Consider the following 21,846-nt stretch of genomic DNA (forward strand, 5'->3'; position numbering starts at 1 on the left):
CGTAGTACAAAGAAAGTTATAACGATGACAATCGGCAACAATGTGGTGTTACAGTATTGCTCAGGAATTTTGAGAAGAAATATGAAAAGTAAAGAAAAGTATAGATTTATACGGATGAAGGAAAGTGAGTGAAATACATGGAAAAGTTTGCGAATCATTTTGGATATAATCGTATGTTTGCGAAAGATCAACTTACATTAGGAGTTCACATTCCGATTGAAAATTATCAGTTTCATGCTCCAACGATGGAAAAACAAGTAGAGTTGGTACAAAAAGCGGAACAATATGGTTTTACAGGTGTATGGCTTCGCGATGTTTTACTGCAAGACCCTGACTTTGGTGATCCTGCAACAGGTCAAATTTACGATATGATGATTTATTTAACGTATTTAGCAAGTAAAACAGAGAAAATCGCATTCGGAACATCGGCAACCGTATTGTCACTTCGCCATCCATTACGCGTGGCAAAAGAAATTGCGACATTGGATCAACTGTTTCCAGAAAGAATTATGCTCGGCGTTTCATCAGGTGACCGACGTGCCGATTTCAAGGCGTTAGGTGTTAGTCATGAAACACGAGGTGAAAAGTTTAGAGAAGCGTTTGCTTACTTGGAAGAGATTTTGTATAAAAACTTCCCGTCTATCCAGTCGACACTAGGAGAAGTGAATGGAGCGAATTTAGTTCCAAAACCGTCTAAACGTGTTCCAACCTTTATTACAGGTTTTAGTCAGCAAAATATGGATTGGTTCGCTGAACATGGTGATGGATGGATGTACTACCCACGTAGTCCGGTGCATCAAGCGGCAGCAATTGGACAATGGAGAGAACTAGTAGAGGATTATCATCCAGATGTATTCAAACCATTTATACAACCGATGCATTTAGACTTATCTGAAGATCCAAATGAACGTCCTACACCGATACGTTTAGGTTACCGTACAGGACGTAAGGCACTAATTGAATTACTTGATATATATAAAAGTATTGGTGTGAATCATTTATTCCTTGCTCTATTTGATGGTCAACGCCCAGCTGACGAAGTATTGGATGAGCTAGGAGAAGAAGTACTACCGCATTTCCCAGCCTTGTAAAGGAGTGAAAAGAATGAAAGCAATAGGACTTATGCAATATGGAGATAAAAGCGTACTACAAGAGATTGAAATGCAGACACCGCTATTGGGAGACAACGATGTACTGATTGAAGTATATGCAGCTGGTGTAAATCCTGTGGATTGGAAAATACGTGAAGGTTTACTGCAAGACGTAATTTCTTATGACTTCCCGCTCGTTTTAGGATGGGATGTTGCAGGTGTAGTTGCTGCTATAGGGCCAAACGTAACAGCATGTAAAGTGGGGGATGAAGTATATAGTCGTCCGGATATTGAACGAAACGGTGCTTATGCAGAGTACGTGGCTGTAGATGAGAAATATGTGGCGAAAAAACCGAGGAATTTATCTTTTGAAGAGGCGGCATCAATCCCTCTTGTAGGTTTGACAAGTTGGCAAAGCTTAGTAAAATTCGCAAATGTTCAAAAAGGCAATAAGGTTTTAATTCATGCTGGATCCGGAGGAATTGGTGCGTTTGCTATTCAGCTAGCCAAAAGCTTCGGTACACATGTTGCAACTACGACTAGTACGAAAAACATGCAGTTTGTAAAGGATCTAGGCGCTGATACTGTCGTCGATTACAAAACAGAAGACTTTTCTTCGCTTTTGCATAATTACAATATTGTATTTGATGTGTTAGGCGGAGATGTACTAAAGGATAGTTATAAAGTGCTTGCACCAAATGGAAAGTTAGCGTCTATTTATGGTCCGAAAGGTATGGGAATTCCGCAAACCGAGATATCAAGAGAGAAAAATATTGAGAGTGACCATATATTTACTGAACCTAACGGATATGAACTTTCTCTTATTACAGAATTAATTGAGGACGAGAAGATTAAACCCGTTGTCACGCATGTGTTGCCTTTACATGTAGAAGGCGTAAAAAAAGCACACCACATAAGTGAGTCAGAGCGTGCTCGTGGCAAAATAGTATTGAAGAAACATTGGTAAAGTATGAGGTTTTAGAGACAGTATTGTGCTAAGTAGCGAATGAGTTTATATATTCTATTCTAGCAATTGTTTTAAAAGGGAGAGAACAAATGGATTCAATGACATTTCTTTTATTTGGAGCGACAGGGGATTTAGCGAAACGCAAAATTTACCCTGCTTTATACAAATTATTTAGTAATGGGAATATACCGCAATCTATTTCGATTATCGGTATTGGTAGAAGGGTAATGTCAGATGTGGAATTTCAAACAAAGGTAGAACAATCCCTTGCTACATTTTCTAGAAGATCTACTGATGACGAATTAGGAGTAGAAGAATTTATTAGCACATTTCGTTATTGTCAATTAAATACAGCGAATATAGAGGACTATCAAGATTTGTTGCGTCTTGTAAAGATGCGTGAAACAGAATTAAACATTCCTGAAAACCGCATGTTTTACCTATCTGTTATACCAGAAGTATTTGATGTCATTGCTTTAAATATTAAGGAAATTGGATTGTGGGCTACAAAAGGATTGAACCGTCTTATTATAGAGAAGCCTTTTGGTCATCATGTAACGTCTGCTCACGAGTTTAACGAAAAATTAATTGAAGATTTTGATGAAACTGATATTTTTTATATCGATCATTATCTTTGAAAATGAGTGGTAACTAAGGATAAACTTAGAAAAGTATTACGAAATAAATAGTATGTAATGTAAGACATTTTTATTGACGATAATAATTTATGTGGTTAATATACTATACATAATATTATTTAATTACTAAAAGTAATTTAATATATATTGTTTCGTAAAGCGTTATAAATAAGTAAGTCGTGGTAGAAACGCTTTGAATTGCCACTATTAATATTGGGGACAATTAGAAAGCGAAAGGTATAAAAAGAATTGGAATTTGATAACTCTTTGTTTTTTATAAAAACATGAGCTTCTGTACAATTCATTTTTAATATATTGACCAGGATTATACAACAAGAGGGGGACTGAAATTGGAATCAATGACCTTTGTTTTATTTGGAGCGACAGGGGACCTAGCGAAACGCAAAATTTACCCCGCACTATATAACTTATATAGAGATCAAAAGCTTCCAAAGCAAATATCCGTTATCGGGCTTGGGAGACGTGAAGTATCTCATGTAGATTTTCAAAAAAGAATAAAAGAATCAATAGAGACGTTTTCTCGTCATAGAGAAGAAGGTACTCCAGAACTCGAAGGTTTTTTAGATAATTTTCGCTATTGTCGATTAGATGTGAGTAAGCCGGAAGACTATGAGAGATTATTACAAGTCGTTCGTGAAAGGGAAGAAGAACTACATATAAAAGGGAATAGAATGTTCTATCTTTCCGTTGCTCCTGAATTTTTTGAGACAATCGCTTTAAATATTAAGGAAAGCGGACTTGATAAAACGGATGGATGGAAACGCCTAATGATTGAGAAACCGTTCGGGCACGACCTTACATCTGCTCGTGAGCTGAATGATAAGCTTAGTCGCACGTTTGAAGAAGACGAGATATACCGTATTGATCATTATTTAGGTAAGCCGATGATTCAAAACCTTGAAGCACTAGAGTTTGCAAATCCTGTTTTACAATCGATTTGGAATAAAGAACATATAGCGAATGTACAAATCACAGCGAGTGAAACAGTTGGGGTTGAAGAAAGGGCAGGATATTATGATCAGGCAGGAGCCATTCGAGATATGGTTCAAAATCATATGTTACAAATATTAATGATGACTGCTATGAATTTGCCGGAAAAGGTTAATGCATGTGAAATTCGAGAGGAAAAGCGAAAGGTAATGGAGGCGCTTCGTAAAGTGAAAAAAGAAGACGTTCAAAACCATATCATTCGCGGACAATATGGTGCAGGTGAGATAAATGGCGGGCAAGTTGTAGCATATAAAGAGGAGCCAGGAGTAAGTCCTTCTTCTAATATAGACACATTTGTCGCTGCTCGCTTGTGGATCGATAATCCATTTTGGACTGGCGTTCCCTTTTATATACGAACAGGCAAACGAATGAAAGAAAAGTCTACTCGTATTGTAATCGAATTTAAAAATACGTTAAAACAGCAATATCAAGATAGTAATCCAAATGCAGCACCTAACTTGTTAATAATTGAAATTAGCCCAGGTGAGAACGTTTCATTACAGTTAAATAGTAAAAATCCATTGAAAAATGGAGAAATTGAACCGATCCGTATTAACTTTACTTGTGAGCAAGCGGATGTGGGAGTACCTGAAGCGTATGAAAGACTCATTCATGATGCTGTGAGCGGAGACGCTACATTCTTTGCACATTGGAGAGAAGTTGAATTGTCATGGGAATGGGTACAACCAATTCTTGAAGCATTCGAGGAAAACTTATTACCACTTCATGAATATGAGTCTGGTTCATATGGTCCAGAGGCATCTAATGAATTATTGCAAGAAAGTGGATTTAAATGGTGGTTAGATCAAGAAACGAAAAAATAAGTACTTTCTTTCATGAAAGCATGTAGGGGGACGATTACTATGACACAAAACATAAATCAATTAGCAGTGAATACAATTCGTACGTTATCAATTGATGCTATTAATGCGGCAAATTCAGGTCATCCAGGTCTTCCGATGGGAGCAGCACCGATGGCTTATGCATTATGGGCGAATCATTTAAATCACAATCCTAATCATCCGAAATGGTTTAACCGTGATCGATTCGTTTTATCAGCGGGACACGGATCGAGCCTACTGTATAGCTTACTTCATTTAGCTGGATATGACGTTTCAATTGATGACTTGAAAAGCTTTAGAAAGTTAAATAGTAAAACACCAGGACATCCGGAGTTTGGTCACACTTCTGGAGTTGAAGCGACTACAGGACCGTTAGGACAAGGGATTGCGAATGCTGTCGGAATGGCAATGGCAGAAGCGCATTTAGCAGCGAAGTTCAATAAGGATGGTCACTCTATTATAGATCATAATACGTACGCTTTAGTTGGAGACGGTGACTTAATGGAGGGTGTCGCTTATGAAGCGATGTCAATGGCAGGGCACATGAAACTTGGCAAGTTAATTGTACTGTATGATTCAAATGAAATTTCACTTGATGGTGAATTAAACATTGCTTTTTCTGAAGATATTCAGAAAAGAGTAGAATCTGCACATTGGCAATATGTAAGAGTTGAGGATGGAAACGATGTTGATGCGATTACAAAAGCGATTCAATTAGCGAAAGACAATACGGATCAACCTACTCTTATAGAAATTAGAACCATTATAGGTTATGGAAGTCCAAAAGTTGCTGGAACGAACAAAGCCCATGGTAATCCACTTGGAGTAGAAGAAGCGACAGCGACAAAACAAGTGTATGGTTGGCATTATGAGGAAGACTTCTTTGTGCCTGAAGAAGTAACAGCTCATTTTAATGAACTGAAACAAAAAGGTATTGAAAAAGAGAATGAATGGAATGAGCAGTTCAACGTATACAGAGAGTCAAACCCTGCACTAGCAGATGAATTAGAAAAAGCGATTACAGGTGAGGTTTTAATCGAAGCGAAAGACATTCTATCCTTTGATACTGAAAAAACGATTTCTACTCGTGTTGCAAGTGGGGAAGCTATTAACCATTATGTGAAATCGATTCCTTCTATTTTCGGTGGAAGTGCGGATCTTTCTCATTCTACGATGACAGATATAAAAGGTGAAGCAGTGTATGCAGTAGAATCGTATGCTGGCCGAAATATATACTTCGGTGTACGTGAACATGCAATGGGCGCGGCAGCGAATGGACTGGCTCTTCATGGAGGAGTAAAACCGTTCGTGAGTACATTCTTTGTATTTAATGACTATCTTCGTCCATCTATTCGACTGGCTGCATTGCAAAAGTTACCTGTTACGTACGTATTTACACATGATTCGATTGCTGTAGGAGAAGATGGTCCAACGCATGAACCAATTGAACATTTAGCAGCTCTTCGGGCAATTCCTGGTTTAACAGTTATCCGCCCGTCAGATGCAAATGAAACAGCAAGTGCGTGGGCGTATGCGTTACAGCAAACGGATGGTCCAGTCGTTTTAGTACTGAGCCGTCAAAATTTACCGGTGTTTAATGAAACGAAAGCGAACATAGAGAATCTTTCTAAAGGAGCTTACGTATTAACACAAACGAATGAAAATCCAGATGTGATTTTAATTGCGACAGGTTCTGAAGTTTCTTTAGCTGCTAGTGCGAAAGCGAAATTAGAAGAAGATCAAGTTTCTGTTCGTATCGTTGCAATGCCAAGCTGGGAGTTATTCGATCGTCAATCGAATGAATATAAAGAATCCGTTCTTCCGTCTTCTGTAACGAAACGAGTATCTCTTGAGATGGGTGTATCTCTCGGGTGGGAGCGTTATGTAGGACAAGAAGGAAAAGTACTATCAATTGAAACATTTGGAGCTTCAGGCACTGGAGCTGAAGTCATGAATCTATTTGGATTTACGACAGAAAATGTTGTTCAAATTACAAAAAATGTGTTGAATTCTTAAGCTATGACTGTGAATACCTTTCTGTACATACTAACATTTCAGTGCTGAAAGGTATTCCAGATTGTAGTGATATGAATTTTTAATAAAAGATAATTTGAGGAGGAATTATATTATGCAAGTAGGATTAATTGGGTTAGGTAAAATGGGATTAAATTTAGGGAAAAATTTAATGGATCATAAACATGAAGTAGCAGCATTTGATTTAAATGCAAGTGCAGTGGAAGAAATGAAAGAGTACGGAGCTACAGGTACATCTAGTTTAAGTGAACTTGTTCAGTCATTACAATCACCAAGAATTCTTTGGGTAATGGTACCACACGCTGTTGTTGATTCTGTTATTGATGAGGTTACACCACTTTTATCAAAAGGAGATATTTTAATTGAAGCAGGTAATTCACATTATAAAGAGTCTATCCGCCGATATGAGCAATTAAAGAAAGATGGTATTCACTTTATGGATGCAGGAACTTCTGGCGGAATGGAAGGCGCTCGTAATGGTGCTTGTTACATGATCGGAGGAGATCAAGAAGCTTGGGATATCGTTGAACCTATCTTCCGTGATACTGCTGTAGAAAATGGATACTTATATGCTGGAAAAGCTGGTAGTGGTCACTTCTTAAAAATGGTTCACAACGGAATTGAATACGGTATGATGGCTGCTATTGGTGAAGGATTTGAGATCCTAGAGAAAAGTGAATTTGACTACGATTATGAAAAAGTATCAAGAGTATGGAATAACGGTTCAGTAATCCGCTCATGGTTAATGGAATTAACTGAAAATGCATTTTCTAAAGATGCAAAACTGGATGAAATTAAGGGTGTTATGCATTCTTCTGGTGAAGGAAAATGGACAGTAGAAACAGCATTAGACCTTCAAACAGCAACTCCTGTTATCGCAATGTCGTTATTAATGCGCTACCGCTCATTAGACAATGATACATTTACAGGAAAAGTAGTAGCAGCTCTGCGCAATGAATTTGGCGGACATGCAGTAGAAAAGAAATAAACATTTTAAAATTATAACTCATTAACATTTAAAAATTGGAGGGAATGAATCATGAAATTTTTTATTGATACTGCAAATCTTGAGGACATAAAAAAAGCATATAAACTTGGAGTTTTAGCTGGTGTTACAACGAATCCTTCTTTAGTAGCAAAAGAGGGCATTAAATTTGAAGACCGTATTGCAGAAATTTGTCAGGCAGTGCCGAAAGTTGAATCTGTTTCGGCAGAAGTAACGCCAGATGCTGTGACGGCTGAAGAAATGATTGCTCAAGCAGAAGAATTGATTAAGATTAACGGCGGCGATGAGAAAGTTACAATAAAACTTCCAATGACGCTAGCAGGATTAGAAGCTTGTCGCTATCTTACTGAAAAAGGTGTGAAAACGAACGTTACCCTTATTTTCACTGTGAACCAAGCACTTTTAGCAGCTCGAGCAGGTGCAACGTATGTTTCTCCATTTTTAGGACGTTTAGATGATATTTCTGAAGATGGCGTATTATTAGTTGCTAAAATTGCTGAATTATTCGATGTTCATCAATTAGATACACAAATTATTGCGGCTTCTGTTAGACATCCAGATCATGTAACTCGTGTAGCGATGGCAGGTGCTCACATTGCAACAATCCCTTATAAAGTAATTGAACAACTTGCTATGCACCCATTAACAGATCAAGGTATTGAGAAGTTTGCTGCGGATTGGGCGAAAGCTCCTAAATTATAAGGCATAAAAGTGAGGGGGCTTTCCGAAAAATGCTTTTCATGAGAGGACAAATCCTAAGTAACTTCATCGTTTAAACGGGATCCCGAGTTTGGAGTCTTCCTACGTGAAAATAGTAAGAAAAGAAAGCGTCATTCAATTTTTAAAAAAAATTTGCTTACGCGTAGCGTTTATCACAATAACATTACAATTATGAAAGAGAAATCCCTTTATCAGAGAGAGTAGGTAACATGTATCTCTGATAAGGGAGATTCTTTTTATATAAATTCTTACTCAAGAAAGAACTATATAGGTTCTTTTCATTATATAGCATTTTTGAAAGGGTTTACATAAAGGGGTGGAATTGCGTATGAATATGTACCTTTTAATGATTACATTATTATCAATTGTAATTGTTATTTTAGGGGTTTCGTGGTGGAGATGGCATGCGTTTATTAGTTTAACGGTTGCAAGTTTGTTTTTAGCAATTATGTCTGGAATGCCAATGGATAAAATAGTGAGTGCTTATGAAACGGGAGTTGGGAGTGTTCTCGGGCATTTAGTAGGTATTTTAGTTTTAGGTACAATTTTAGGGAAAATGATGGCAGAGTCAGGTGCTGGAATGCAAGTGGCAGAGTTCTTTATTAAATCCTTTGGGATAAAAAACTTACCGTGGGCTATGTTAATTGCAGGTTTTATTATTGGAATTCCGGTGTTTTTTGAAGTAGGTATTTTAATATTGTTGCCGTTAGTAATTTCAATTCATAAAACTACGAAACAAAATATTTTATTGATAGCGTTACCAGCAATTGCTGGGCTATCTGTCGTACATGGCCTAGTTCCTCCGCATCCAGGGGCAATCGTTGCAATTGGTATTTATAAAGCGAACCTTGGGAAGGTACTATTGTATTCACTCATTATTACATTTTTTGCAGCGATTATTGCAGGTCCTATATTCGCTAAATGGATTCACAAACGTGTAATTCCTGAAAATGAGCCAGAATTGATTCGTGTAAATACAAAATCAACGAAATTACCAGGAATAGGAGTTTCATTTTTAGTCATATTGTTACCAGTTATGTTAATGGTTTTAGCTGCAGCGGCTCCTTATGTTCCACTTTCTACTACTTTGATGAAGATTATCACATTAATCGGTAGTCCTATCATTGCGTTATTGATTGCATGTTTTGCAGCGTTTTATTTTCTTGGATTTCGTCAAGGTATCGATAAAAAGGCTATTAAGAAGGTAACAGAAGATAGCTTATTACCAATCGGTTCAATTGTTGCGATTATTGGTGCTGGTGGCGGATTTAAGCAAATTCTTATCGATAGTGGTGTAGGCAATGCTATTGCTCAAATGTCTGAGCATTTAGCTCTATCTCCAATTGTATTAGCATTTATAGTAGCAGGACTAATTCGAATTGCGACAGGGTCAGCGACAGTCGCTTTAACAACAGCAGCAGGCATCGTTTCACCAATCATTGAAAATACGACAGGTGTGAATTTAGAGTTGCTCGTCATTGCAACAGGTGCAGGAGCATTAATGTTTTCTCACGTAAACGATGCTGGGTTCTGGATGGTAAAAGAATACCTAGGTTTAACAGTGAAAGAAACATTTAAAACATGGACAGTATTAGAAACATTACTTTCATTTATCGCTTTTGGAGGAGTTTTACTACTCGATATGTTTATTTAAAATAAGGATGTTTTTATGGTGGGATACTGTAGTAATTTTTTGTTAGGAGGAAGAAATGGTGAGTTCAAAATATATGATTGGTGTAGACATTGGGACAACTAGTACAAAATCAGTTCTATTTTCTACAGATGGATCTGTTATTGCAAGTCATGGAATTGAATATCCTTTATATTCTCCTACGCCGGAAACAGCAGAACAAGACCCAGAAGAAATTTTTCGTGCAGTAATACATACGATTAAAGAAACTGTACAGACAAGTAGTGTACAGCCGCATGATATTCTTTGTGTTTCTTTTAGTTCGGCAATGCATAGTATCATTGCTGTAGATGAGAAGGGAAAGCCGTTAACGAGATGTATTACTTGGGCAGATAATAGAAGTGCAAGCTGGGCAGAGAAAATAAAGAATGATATGAATGGTCATGAAATTTATTTACGGACTGGGACACCAATTCATCCGATGTCACCACTTTCGAAATTAGTTTGGCTACAAAATGAGCAGGCAGAATTGTTCGCAAAAACTTATAAATTTATTTCTATTAAAGAGTATGTTTTTTATAAGTTATATAAGGAGTATGTAATTGATTATTCTATAGCATCAGCAACAGGGATGTTTAATTTGAAATCTTTAAAATGGGATGAAGAGGCTTTACATGTTGCGGGAATTACAGATGATAAACTTTCTAAACTCGTTCCAACAACGCACAGTTTAACAGGATTAGATGAAGAGCTTGCCAATGAGATGAATGTACTTGTTTCTACTCCATTTGTAGTAGGAGCGAGTGACGGAGTCCTATCCAATTTAGGTGTAAATGCAATTGATCCTGGTGTTGTGGCTGTTACAATTGGTACAAGCGGTGCGATACGTGCTGTAACAAATCGACCTGTAACTGATCCGAAAGGTAGAATTTTTTGTTACGCCCTAACTGAAGACCATTGGGTAATTGGCGGACCAGTTAATAACGGTGGTATGATTTTCAGGTGGGCTCGTGATCAATTAGGTACTTCAGAGATTGAGCTTGCGAAGCGCTTAGGAAAAGATCCATATGAAGTGCTTACTGAAATAGCAGCAAAAGTGAATCCGGGATCTGATGGGTTATTATTTCACCCGTATTTAGCAGGAGAAAGAGCTCCTTTATGGAATGCAAATGCGCGAGGATCATTCTTTGGACTTGGATTGCACCATAAGAAAGAACATCTGATTCGTGCAGTTTTAGAAGGGGTAATTTATAACTTATATACAGTTCTTCTCGCTTTAAAAGAACTCATTGGCGAACCGAAAAAAATTCAAGCGACAGGCGGTTTTGCAAGATCGGAACTTTGGAGACAGATGATGGCGGATATTTTTCACCAAGACGTATATGTTCCCGAAAGTTTCGAAAGCTCTTGCTTAGGAGCTGCCATACTCGGCTTATATAGTTTAGGTGAAGTAGATACGTTACATGTAGTTTCTGAAATGGTAGGTGCGAATTTCCACCATGAACCAAACATGGAAAGTGTGGAAAAATATAAAGATTTAACACCAATCTATATTCGTCTGTCCCGTCAATTGGAAGAAGAATATGAAAGTATAGCAGAATATCAAAAAAAGTGGGTTTAAAGGCTATTTAGCAGAGAAATATGGTAACGTATAAAGAGGTACTCCAATTTTTTTGGATACTCTTTCAACATAAAATATGTTAAGAAGTATGATGAACGAAAAATATAGGGAGAGAGGGTTATGAAAATGAAGGATAATAAAGAGTTTATTGGATATGTTGGAACATACACGAAAGAAAATAGTGAAGGAATATATAAGTTTACGTTAGACACGGAAGCAAAGAAAATTAGTAATGTAACACTTGCAGCCAAGTTGGATAACCCTACATATGTAACGATTAATCGAAATAATGAATATCTCTACTCTGTTGTTAAGGAAGGCGAATCTGGTGGTGTAGCTGCTTATTCAATTAATAGTAAAACTGGAGAGCTAACAGAAGAAAACAGACAAGTAGTAGAAGGGGCTTCTCCTTGTCATGTGAGTGTTGATAGTGGAAATCATACGGTAGTTACAGCAAATTACCATAAAGGAACGATTGAATCTTTTGAAGTAAATGAAGATGGAACTATAAATCCTGCTACATCGATTATGGCACATGAAGGTTCAGGTCCAAATAAAGAAAGACAAGAAAAACCACATGCACATTATGCGGGATATACTCCTGATGAAAAATATGTAGTGGGTGTTGATTTAGGGATAGATAAAATAATTACGTATGAAATAAAAGATAGTGTATTAACAGAAGTGAATCGTTTATCTGTAAATCCAGGGAGTGGTCCGAGACATATTACTTTTCATCCGAATGGAAAGTATGCGTATGTGATGACGGAGCTTAGTTCAGAAGTTATTGTGTTAACATATAATCCGGCAGAAGGATCATTTACAGAATTACAGTATATTTCTACTGTTCCAGAAGAGTTTGATGAAAATAATCAAGGAAGTGCGATTCATATTTCTTCTGACGGCCGTTTTGTATATGCAGGTAATCGTGGTCATAATAGTATTACTGTTTTCAGCGTGGATGAAAATTCAGGTCAGCTTACATTTGTTGCACATACATCTACAGAAGGAAATTGGCCAAGAGACTTTGTATTAGATCCTACTGAAAAGTTTCTTGTTGCTACAAATGAAAAATCACATAATCTTGTGCTATTTTCAAGAAATGAATCTACAGGTAAGTTAACACTTTTACAATCTGATGTTGCTGTGCCAGAGCCTGTTTGTGTGAAGTTTTTGAACGTTTAATTTAAGTTTTCATTTCATATAGAAGTGTCGTTATTTGTCGGTAAGTCGATATCCTTTGTTGAAACGTCGATATATTAAAATAATCGTTGATATAATTGAAGTTGTGTTCGATATATTTGAAAAATCGTTGATATAATTTCATATGCCTAAAAAAAAGCAAAGCGATATCGCTTTGCTTTTTACTGTTTCTTTTTCGGTCTACGTACTAACTCGCCGCCGCAGTTTGGACAAACGTTGTGTCTTTCTTCTGTACATGGTGCACAAAATGTACATTCATATACGCAAATGTATGCTTCAGAATCTTGTTCTAGCGATTGATCGCAAATTTGACAGTTTGTTTTCATTTGTAGTGCCATAGTATCGCTCCTTTTTGTTTGAATTTTTATAATTTAATTATAATTCATTGGGTAGAGTTAGTCCTTTTCAATTGAAAGGAAATCGAATGATAAAGTTGTGATTTGAAATGAAAGATGCTCGTTTATTTTTAAATTGATTATTTTGTGCAGTTAGAATATTATGAAATAGTCAAAAGACAACAGGGGGTATACATTTTGACTAATCATAGCGAATATTTAAAAGCAAACTGCGAAAAATGCTTCGGTCTATGTTGCGTTGCATTACCGTTCGCAGCATCGGTAGATTTTGCAGTGAATAAAGATGGTGGTAAACCATGTTCCAATTTACAATCAGATTTCAAATGCAGTATACATAAAAATCTTAGAGGAAAAGGTTATAAAGGCTGTACAGTATTTGAATGTTTTGGCGCTGGACAGAAAATTTCTCAAGTTACGTTTAACGGGATTGATTGGCGGAAAGATGCTAAGCATGCGAGAAAAATGTATGATGCTTTTCCGGTTATGCATCAGCTCCATGAAATGCTTTGGTATTTGAATGAGGCGATTCTTTTAAAGGCAACACAGCCAATTCATAAAGAGCTGAAGACCGCAATTGAGGAGACAGAGCGACTTTCGAATGTAAATCCAGATGAGTTAATGAAAATAAATGTTCCATTACACAGAGCAGAGGTGAACATTCTTCTTTTAGAAACGAGCGAACTAGTATGGAAAGAAATGAATACTGCGCGTAAGAAACGAATCATACACCGCGGCGCAGATCTTATGGGAGCAAATTTGAAAAAGAAAAATTTACAAGGTGCAAATTTAAGAGGAGCATATTTAATTGCGGCAAACTTAAATGGAGCAGACTTACGAGGGGCGGATCTCATTGGAGCAGATTTACGAGATGCAGATATTCGCGGGGCTGATTTTACAAATAGTATTTTTCTGACGCAAGTTCAAGTTAATGCAGCGAAAGGGGATAAGCATACGAAATTACCGAAAATGTTATCCCGTCCATCGCATTGGAGTGCGTAAAGAGTGTATACGAACAGGCAGAGATTAAGAATCTCTGCCTGTTTTTCATTTTTTTTCAAAAGTAGTAATTAAAACGCTACATATAATAAGAATACCACCAATAAAAAAGTTACTACTCAATGTCTCGTTTAATAGTAACCAACCAAGCAATGACCCAACGATAGGTTGGAAGAAGAAAAATAAAGAACCGATGCTTGCGTCCATTAATTCTAATCCTTTATTCCAAAGGAAAAAGGCACCTGCTGTTGAGACGATTCCTAAATAAAGTACGCCTAATAGTACGTACATATTCATATGTTCAATTGGGATTGATTGGAATTCCCATACCATAAAAGGTGTAATAAAAAAGAGTGAAAAGAATATAGCGTACGTTGTAATCACTAAAGATGAAAATTTGGCTGAAGCAATTTTTACATAAATAGATAGTAAAGCCCACGTAATAGCTGCCCCAACTAATATAATTGTACCGATAAAATAGGAGCCAATTTCAATATCCCATCCGATTACGATAATGACACCGATTGTCGCTATGATAGTAGATAAAAGTCTACGAGCGGTTAGTTTTTCTTTTAAAATGATCGCTGCAAATATAACGATAAATGCAGGTGTAGCTGATGTTACTAAAGAGCCTGTATGGGCGTCAGATAATTTTGTTCCGATAAATTGACAAGTGATCGAAATGAAATATCCGATAAATCCAATCCAAGCGAATAGGAGCCAATCTTTTTTGTGAATGGTTACTTTTTTCTTTTGTTTTTTTTCAGCTATTTTCAAAATGCCATATAAAACAACAAAAGCAATGATAAAGCGTAGCCAAACGAGTGTTAGTGGTGGGATAAAGTCGAGTACATATTTGCTAACAACATACATACCGCCCCATATACTTGCTGCTAGTGATAAACATATAGCTCCTAAAATTGTTTGTTTCATTTGAAGTACCTCCGTCTATTTTTAGGGTATTATGGGTTCCCTAAGACGAGGCATGGTGCACGTGTTATATGATTGCCCGTCTTAGTTTATAGACGGCCTACAGGTTGATCATTTTCGAATGAAGTGTTGTAGTACATGCGTGCATTCCTCCTTCATATTTTATAATGATATTATAACTCAATTTTCAGTTTAGTAGGAATTTTATTGTGCAGAGTTGATTTTTAGAAAATGGGAGAGCATGTGATTTCATGAATATATTTCGTTAGCACGTCGCATTATAAAATTATTAATCTATTTATTCAGTTAGTTAAAATAATAGTTTGTAAGCGAAAGAAAACATATGTAATTTTGTATAAATTATGAACAATAAACCGTCACGTTTGACTGTACAGTTTATGTATTGTATGATGTTAGTAATATAAACAAGGGGGGAAGATCGTTGGGAAGGTGTATCGAATCGGACAGTTGGCTCTCATGGCTCACGTGTCGAAACGAACGATTGATTATTATACGAATCTAGGTATCTTAAAAGCGGAGCGATCTCAATCTAATTATCGCTATTACGACGAAACAGCATTTGAGACATTACAATTTATTGAGAAGTGCAAAGAAATGCATATGCCGCTTTGTGAGATTAAAGAGAAAATCGAGGAGAAGAAGAAGCTGCTCGGTATCAATGAACACGTTTCGAAACAAGTGAATGAAGTGACAGACCATATTCATCGATTAGAAGCAGAGTTAACGGAATTAAAGCCGCTTTTAGATGGATTGACTGATTCACAACGTGAAAAAATATCGAAATCTTTATCTGGTCAAACGACAGCTTTAATACAGACACTTGCTCTATTATTATAGAATAAGTGAAATCCGACCTCTTTAATTTTTGTATCGGGCTATGTTTTCTAAGAAAGAAATAAGAAAACATTATAGTATACAGGAGGTGGACACCTTAGTTTTTTAACTAAGGGGATTCATTGGAAATATTTAATTTAGTCATGGTTGCGATTTTAATCGCATTTACTGGATTTTTCGTAGCAGCTGAGTTTGCGATTGTAAAAGTACGTTCAAGTCGTATTGATCAGCTTGTTGCAGAAGGAAAACGCGGTGCTTTAGCAGCGAAAAAGGTAACAACAAATTTAGATGAATATTTATCTGCTTGTCAATTAGGTATTACAGTTACAGCTATGGGATTAGGTTGGTTAGGTGAACCGACAATTGAAAAGTTATTACACCCGTTATTTGAGAAATGGAACTTAAACCCTTCTATTTCATCAGTATTAACATTTGGTCTTGCTTTTATGTTAATGACGTATTTACACGTTGTAGTAGGGGAATTAGCTCCTAAAACGATGGCAATTCAAAAGGCTGAAAAAGTAACATTATTATTTGCAGCTCCACTAATGATGTTCTATAAAGTGATGTATCCATTTATTTGGGTATTAAATGGTTCAGCTCGTGTGATAACTGGTTTATTCGGTTTAAAACCGGCTTCTGAACATGAAGTAGCTCATACAGAGGAAGAATTACGCCTTATTCTTTCAGATAGCTATGAAAGTGGCGAAATTAATCAAGCTGAATACAAGTATGTAAATAACATTTTTGAATTTGATAATCGTATTGCAAAAGAGATTATGGTACCGCGAACAGAAATCGTTGGTTTCTACCTGGAAGATTCAGTAGAAGAACACATGAAAGTAATCCAAAATGAGCGATACACACGTTATCCGATTTTTGGAGAAGATAAAGATGATATTATCGGTATGGTCAACGTAAAAGATTTCTTTATTCGATATATGACCGAGGATCAAAAAGATTTATCATCCATTCGCTCGTATATGCGTCCGATTATTGAAGTGATGGAAACAACTCCAATTCACGATTTATTACTTCAAATGCAGAAGAAGCGAATTCCGATGGCTGTTTTATATGATGAGTACGGAGGAACAGCTGGAATTGTAACGCTTGAGGACATCTTGGAGGAAATCGTCGGCGAAATTCGTGATGAATATGATGAAGATGAAGCACCACCAATTCAACATGTGAACGAGCAACATATCATTGTTGATGGAAAAGTGCTTATCTCAGAAGTGAAAGATTTATTTGGATTACACATTGAAGAAGATGATGTGGATACAATCGGTGGATGGATTATGATGCAAAATCATGAAATCGAAGAAGGACAACACGTTGAGGCGGAAGGTTATGAATTTAAAGTGTTAGAAAAAGACGCTTACCAAATTAAACGTGTTGAAATTCGTAAGATGGAAGAGGAACAAGAAGAAGAAAAAGCAGCAACTGTGTAAGTTGCTGCTTTTCTTCTAAAGTATAAAAAATGAGAAATTAGGAGCGGATATTTTGATTCAAGCAGCCTTACGTGTATATCGATTACAATTGTATGTGATCTTTAGTGGTTTACTACTTATGTGGACGATTACTCCGTTTGGAAAACAAGTAACAGGGTTTGGAATCGGATTAGCTGTAAGTGCATATTGCCTTTGGTTATTAGCTCGTAGAGTGGAGAAACTTGGGAAAAGTATTGTAATGAAGGAAAAGGCTCCAGGATTAGGAGTTTTAAACCGATTTGCAGCTGCCATTTTAGGAGCTATCATCATGTATGAAATTGAGCATGAAATGGAAATGTGGGCATTTGGTACAGGTATTTTAGGTGGACACTTTTTAATGATTGCAAATTTAGCTTATGCAAATATGCAGTTAGTGAAAGAAGAAGAGAAGAAAAGGGAACATGCTTCGAAAAACATAGAGCTATGATGAAAGGGACCTAATGGGGTTCCTTTTTTAGTTTAGCGATATGATACAAGTAATTAAATTAACGACAAATATAATACGCTTCTTTTTTACGTTTTTCAATAGCATGAAAAATAATAAAAAAAAATTTAAAAACCCATCGATTTCTTAAGGTTATGTATGTTATCATGACAAAAGACTTTTTGAAAGAGGTGGATATCAATGTTACAAGCGCTACTAATTTTTGTGCTTCAAATTATTTACGTTCCCATTTTAACAATTCGTACGATTTTGCTTGTAAAGAATCAAACAAGATCCGCTGCTGCTGTTGGATTGTTAGAAGGAGCTATTTACATTGTCAGTTTAGGTATTGTGTTTCAAGATTTATCAAATTGGATGAACATCGTTGCCTATGTCATTGGCTTTAGTGCGGGACTGTTATTAGGCGGTTATATAGAGAATAAATTAGCAATTGGTTATATTACGTATCAAGTTAGTTTACTAGACCGTTGTAATGAATTAGTAGATGAATTACGCCACTCTGGATTTGGCGTTACCGTATTTGAAGGCGAAGGTATTAATTCTATACGTTATCGATTAGATATCGTTGCAAAACGTTCTAGAGAAAAAGAACTGTTAGAAATTATTAATGAAATTGCACCGAAAGCCTTTATGTCGTCTTATGAAATCCGCTCATTTAAAGGTGGATATTTAACGAAGGCGATGAAGAAGAGAGCGTTAATGAAGAAAAAAGATCATCATGTATCGTAAAGAAAAGAGAGAAATCTATTTTTAAGTAGATTTCTCTCTTTTTTATAAATAGTGTTTATTAGTTAATTAAAAAAACTAAGTCGTAAAGTTATTTTTTTTACTCATCCTCAAATTAATGATTAGCCATATAACTTGAAAAAATACCGGTATGATAAACGCGATTAATATAACGATAAGTGATATTGATTTAATTTCGGGTGTTTGAATGACACCAGCACCATCAACATCTCGTAGCCAAATAATAGCTGCCCATATTCCAAAAACGATAATCCAAAATAGGTTACCCATCCACCAAGAAATCCATCGTTTTTTCATGTTAACACCCCTTACATTTATCCACTGTTAAAAGTATATTTTCGTTCGTTACATTTATAATGAAACAACTTTAAAATTAGTTTTTAACCGTATATCTAACTTGTTTGAAGGTGACTATTTCTCCATCATCATTATCATCTTTCGTTTGTAAAAGTTGAACTTTTGGTTTGTAGTTCGTCCTATGAGCGTGTTCAATATCTTTAATGTTAAGCTTGTAGGATTCACCATTCTTTAGCTTTTGTTCCAATCTTTTTTTATTCGCAACATAAATAAAAGTCACTTTATTTTCATCAATACCTTCAGTCTTAATTTCTAATTCATTATCTTTTGTTGTAATCGTTGGTGTTAATAATTCCATACTACCGTTTCCAGTTTCTAAAGAATTTTCTGCTATAGTTGAACATCCTGATAATATGATTCCGGTGAATAGAAGAACAGCCAATTTCTGTTTCATAACATCCCTCAATTCCATGTGATTTTTGATGTTGGTATTGCTAGATTACTAGTGTGGAGCGAAAATATTTAGTTAGTACTGGTTTTATTGTACCATAATATGTAAATTGAAGTAGGCTGTATATCCAATTTACCGGAGACTGAAAAAATTTACTGATTGTTGTAAATTCGTGTATTTTTAATCGAAATGTAGACAGGAGAAAGAATTTTTTATGGAAATTACCATTTTTACATTTTATTATAATAATGGGAAATAGATGAATTCATTCACTTCGGAGGTAGTTAGTTGAACATTAATGAGAAGGCAATTGAAATGTTTGAACAAAATAAATATGAGGAAGCAATGGAACTGTTTCACCGAGCAGTACATGAATCTAGAGACGTACAATCTCTCAATAATCTTGCTTGGATGTACTTTTACGAGGAAGAGAATGATGAGAAAGCTCTTGAATTAATAGGAGAAGTTGTTAAGTTGAATCCTTCTTCATACTTTCCTTATAACATCTTAAGGGATATTTACATGAAACAAAAAAAGTGGGAAGAAGCGAAAGAAGCACTCCAAAAATCTATTTCGATTCAACCATCCGATGAAGCATATCACAATGTAGCTGTAGCTCATTATAATCTTGGAGAGCTGGAAGAAGCTTCGGAATTTTTCTTGCGAGTTGCAGGGGATTCGGATTATATCATGTATAGCTATGTAAAATGTTTAATTGATTTAGGGCGAACGAAAGAAGCGAAAGAGAAGTTAGATGCTTTTAACAGGGAATCTGATAATTTTTTAGGAGAAATGATGGTAGCAGATTTATATGTTGAGTTGAATTGTTATAAAGAAGCAATTGAATGGTTCGAAAAGGGATACAAAGAATGCTGGAAAAGCCCCAATTGGATTGGTAGATTTGTTTATGCTCTATATAAAGTGAATAATTCCTCGCGTATACATGAAGTTATACGGGAATCTATCGAAGCAAAAACAGCAGAAATAGAAGATGTCGAGAATGCAGAAGTAGAAGAAAATTGGACAGAGAACGATAAGAAAGAGTTAATTGAGGAATATACAAAAGAGAATAATTACTATAAAACAATGATAGGACGTATTAAATCTGGATATGTTCTAGACTTAGAATTTGAAACGGATTATATAGGGGGGTGCTATTTATTTGGTTGTAAAAGGCATAATCATCTTGAATATGGACAATAAAAAGATTCGACTGTCAAATATGATGGTCGAATCTTTTTCGTTATAGGTCGCTTGTATTACATAGGTATATATCTATCCTCTTTAGAGGCCACTTTTCTTATATTCAAAATATGTAGTGAAATAAAACCAGTAAGCCCTATTCCGCCAAAAATAAGCCATGGTGTATACATTTCGTTTAAATTTGATGTAAACCATGTACCGATATAGTTACCGATGATAAAACCAAATGCGAGTGATAGTTGATAAAATCCGAAGTAAGTAGCTGTATATGATTCATTACTGTAATTTGCAGTGGCGATGTCAACGTTAGGTAATACGAGTGTTTCACCGATTGTAAAGAAAATTACACAAATAAATAGCCAATATGGGTGTTGAAATAAAGGAATGAGTAAAAAGGAAATACTCATTAATAAAACACCGTATTTAATAAAGGAAAGGGTGTTGTATTTGAGAAAGAGTTTTCGAAATAACACCATAAATATGACGCCTGTTATTGCATTTATCGTAATGACTAATGTAGCAAGTTGATTGCTATTACTAATGTTTTTCATATGAAGTGGAAGTGCGACGGTAAGCTGTGTAAACATAATATAGAAGAAAATCATGATAAATGAAAACAGAAGGAAAGACTTGTTTTGTAAGATGGCCTGTATTCCTAATGTAATAGACGTGTTTTCAGTAGTGACTTGGAAGTGATCTTTAAGTAAGTAAAAGATAAAAGCGAATAACAGCATAAGTGATCCTGTTAGAGAGAAGGCATAGATTGGATCGAGTAAGAGTAAGAACCCTCCTGCAATTGGTCCCATTATTGCACCACAATTAAAGCTAAGGTTTAAATATGTAAATAAATTTTTTCTTGTATGAGCTGGTTGTGAGCCAAATATAGCGCGAGCAGCAGGTTCGTAAAATGCAGTTCCGAAGCCAATAAGTGCAGAAGAAATGGAAATTGTATAGAAATCAGAACATATTCCCAAAGCGATAAATCCGATTCCTCTTAAAAATAATCCGGCTATCATCATAATGATATAGCCTATTTTGTCAGCAATTAACCCTGAGAATAATGGGATAATTCGTGATGTAATTGTCATAACCGTCAACACTGTTCCTACTTGGACAGCAGAAAAATGAAGAAAGGTTAATAGATAAATAGCTAAAAATGCGTATACCGCAAAATAACCAAAAGACATAAAAAATGAAGAAATAAGCATGAAACGTATCGGTGTTGAGAAACTTTCCATAGAAATCCTCCTAATATTGTAACCAGTAAAATTATTTGATGGTTAACTATTTTATATTATAATTATACATAAAGT

Annotated in this window: 21 protein-coding genes; 16 read left to right on the forward strand and 5 right to left on the reverse strand. The window is 35.8% G+C overall.

Annotation, left to right across the window (positions count from 1 at the left end; all coding sequences use genetic code 11):
- Nucleotides 1-137 precede the first annotated feature (137 nt).
- The 10 genes from AC0L0O_RS07560 (at nucleotide 138) to AC0L0O_RS07605 (ending at nucleotide 12,745) form a co-directional block, all read left to right on the forward strand.
- Nucleotides 138-1,091 carry an LLM class oxidoreductase gene (locus AC0L0O_RS07560; RefSeq protein WP_000410338.1) on the forward strand — a complete coding sequence of 318 codons (954 nt, stop codon included), beginning with the start codon at nucleotides 138-140 and terminating at the stop codon, nucleotides 1,089-1,091.
- Between the two features lie 13 nt (nucleotides 1,092-1,104).
- The gene (locus AC0L0O_RS07565; protein ID WP_473785694.1) at nucleotides 1,105-2,058 is read left to right on the forward strand and encodes an NADP-dependent oxidoreductase; all 954 of its coding nucleotides are present in this window, start codon (nucleotides 1,105-1,107) and stop codon (nucleotides 2,056-2,058) included.
- Nucleotides 2,059-2,147: 89 nt separating this feature from the next.
- Complete coding sequence (locus AC0L0O_RS07570; RefSeq protein ID WP_473785695.1) at nucleotides 2,148-2,696, forward strand: glucose-6-phosphate dehydrogenase; 549 nt, start codon at nucleotides 2,148-2,150, stop codon at nucleotides 2,694-2,696.
- 350 nt (nucleotides 2,697-3,046) lie between these two features.
- Nucleotides 3,047-4,531 (forward strand): glucose-6-phosphate dehydrogenase, encoded by a 1,485-nt coding sequence (gene zwf / locus AC0L0O_RS07575; RefSeq protein WP_473785696.1) that lies wholly within the window; start codon nucleotides 3,047-3,049, stop codon nucleotides 4,529-4,531.
- Between the two features lie 39 nt (nucleotides 4,532-4,570).
- Nucleotides 4,571-6,565: a transketolase gene (tkt, locus tag AC0L0O_RS07580; RefSeq protein WP_473785697.1), complete on the forward strand. Its 1,995-nt coding sequence runs from the start codon at nucleotides 4,571-4,573 to the stop codon at nucleotides 6,563-6,565.
- A 112-nt stretch (nucleotides 6,566-6,677) separates the two neighbouring features.
- Nucleotides 6,678-7,571, forward strand: coding sequence for a phosphogluconate dehydrogenase (NAD(+)-dependent, decarboxylating) (gnd, locus tag AC0L0O_RS07585; protein WP_001195912.1), 894 nt, complete (start codon nucleotides 6,678-6,680; stop codon nucleotides 7,569-7,571).
- Between the two features lie 51 nt (nucleotides 7,572-7,622).
- The gene (fsa, locus tag AC0L0O_RS07590; RefSeq protein WP_000667676.1) at nucleotides 7,623-8,291 is read left to right on the forward strand and encodes a fructose-6-phosphate aldolase; all 669 of its coding nucleotides are present in this window, start codon (nucleotides 7,623-7,625) and stop codon (nucleotides 8,289-8,291) included.
- 346 nt (nucleotides 8,292-8,637) lie between these two features.
- Entirely contained in the window at nucleotides 8,638-9,963 is a 1,326-nt protein-coding gene (gntP, locus tag AC0L0O_RS07595) for a gluconate permease GntP (protein WP_473785698.1), read from the forward strand.
- Nucleotides 9,964-10,018: 55 nt separating this feature from the next.
- A complete protein-coding gene (gntK, locus tag AC0L0O_RS07600) occupies nucleotides 10,019-11,560 on the forward strand; it encodes a gluconokinase (protein ID WP_473785699.1) in 1,542 nt (513 codons plus the stop codon).
- A gap of 120 nt (nucleotides 11,561-11,680) precedes the next feature.
- Nucleotides 11,681-12,745, forward strand: coding sequence for a lactonase family protein (locus AC0L0O_RS07605; protein WP_000782246.1), 1,065 nt, complete (start codon nucleotides 11,681-11,683; stop codon nucleotides 12,743-12,745).
- Nucleotides 12,746-12,924: 179 nt separating this feature from the next.
- On the opposite strand, the gene AC0L0O_RS07610 is transcribed toward AC0L0O_RS07605, so the two are convergent.
- Complete coding sequence (locus AC0L0O_RS07610) at nucleotides 12,925-13,101, reverse strand: DUF1272 domain-containing protein (RefSeq protein ID WP_001207874.1); 177 nt, start codon at nucleotides 13,099-13,101, stop codon at nucleotides 12,925-12,927.
- 195 nt (nucleotides 13,102-13,296) lie between these two features.
- On the opposite strand from AC0L0O_RS07610, the gene AC0L0O_RS07615 reads away from it, so the two are divergent.
- On the forward strand, nucleotides 13,297-14,118 hold the full coding sequence (locus AC0L0O_RS07615) for a pentapeptide repeat-containing protein (RefSeq protein ID WP_000181473.1): 822 nt from the start codon (nucleotides 13,297-13,299) through the stop codon (nucleotides 14,116-14,118).
- Nucleotides 14,119-14,163: 45 nt separating this feature from the next.
- Here AC0L0O_RS07615 and AC0L0O_RS07620 read toward each other — a convergent pair whose 3' ends face one another.
- Nucleotides 14,164-15,048 carry a DMT family transporter gene (locus tag AC0L0O_RS07620; RefSeq protein WP_000814715.1) on the reverse strand — a complete coding sequence of 295 codons (885 nt, stop codon included), beginning with the start codon at nucleotides 15,046-15,048 and terminating at the stop codon, nucleotides 14,164-14,166.
- 447 nt (nucleotides 15,049-15,495) lie between these two features.
- Between AC0L0O_RS07620 and AC0L0O_RS07625 the strand changes: the two genes are divergently transcribed.
- From AC0L0O_RS07625 to AC0L0O_RS07640, 4 genes are all read left to right on the forward strand, one after another.
- Nucleotides 15,496-15,903 (forward strand): MerR family transcriptional regulator, encoded by a 408-nt coding sequence (locus AC0L0O_RS07625; RefSeq protein ID WP_000285637.1) that lies wholly within the window; start codon nucleotides 15,496-15,498, stop codon nucleotides 15,901-15,903.
- A gap of 119 nt (nucleotides 15,904-16,022) precedes the next feature.
- Nucleotides 16,023-17,351, forward strand: a complete 1,329-nt coding sequence (locus tag AC0L0O_RS07630) for a hemolysin family protein (protein ID WP_000402274.1) — start codon at nucleotides 16,023-16,025, stop codon at nucleotides 17,349-17,351.
- A gap of 52 nt (nucleotides 17,352-17,403) precedes the next feature.
- Nucleotides 17,404-17,817 carry an ATP synthase subunit I gene (locus AC0L0O_RS07635; RefSeq protein WP_000613584.1) on the forward strand — a complete coding sequence of 138 codons (414 nt, stop codon included), beginning with the start codon at nucleotides 17,404-17,406 and terminating at the stop codon, nucleotides 17,815-17,817.
- Between the two features lie 198 nt (nucleotides 17,818-18,015).
- A complete protein-coding gene (locus AC0L0O_RS07640) occupies nucleotides 18,016-18,564 on the forward strand; it encodes a DUF2179 domain-containing protein (RefSeq protein ID WP_000938435.1) in 549 nt (182 codons plus the stop codon).
- A 75-nt stretch (nucleotides 18,565-18,639) separates the two neighbouring features.
- Here AC0L0O_RS07640 and AC0L0O_RS07645 read toward each other — a convergent pair whose 3' ends face one another.
- On the reverse strand, nucleotides 18,640-18,879 hold the full coding sequence (locus AC0L0O_RS07645; protein ID WP_000747697.1) for a DUF3923 family protein: 240 nt from the start codon (nucleotides 18,877-18,879) through the stop codon (nucleotides 18,640-18,642).
- Between the two features lie 76 nt (nucleotides 18,880-18,955).
- The gene (locus tag AC0L0O_RS07650) at nucleotides 18,956-19,351 is read right to left on the reverse strand and encodes a hypothetical protein (protein ID WP_473785700.1); all 396 of its coding nucleotides are present in this window, start codon (nucleotides 19,349-19,351) and stop codon (nucleotides 18,956-18,958) included.
- Nucleotides 19,352-19,618: 267 nt separating this feature from the next.
- Here AC0L0O_RS07650 and AC0L0O_RS07655 point away from each other — a divergent pair, with 267 nt between their 5' ends.
- Complete coding sequence (locus AC0L0O_RS07655; protein WP_264458100.1) at nucleotides 19,619-20,533, forward strand: tetratricopeptide repeat protein; 915 nt, start codon at nucleotides 19,619-19,621, stop codon at nucleotides 20,531-20,533.
- A gap of 56 nt (nucleotides 20,534-20,589) precedes the next feature.
- Here the strand turns inward: AC0L0O_RS07655 and AC0L0O_RS07660 are convergent, their stop codons facing one another.
- Complete coding sequence (locus AC0L0O_RS07660) at nucleotides 20,590-21,771, reverse strand: MDR family MFS transporter (RefSeq protein ID WP_264458098.1); 1,182 nt, start codon at nucleotides 21,769-21,771, stop codon at nucleotides 20,590-20,592.
- Between the last annotated feature and the right edge of the window lie 75 nt (nucleotides 21,772-21,846).

Source organism: Bacillus sp. GS3m_15504 (assembly GCF_055825275.1).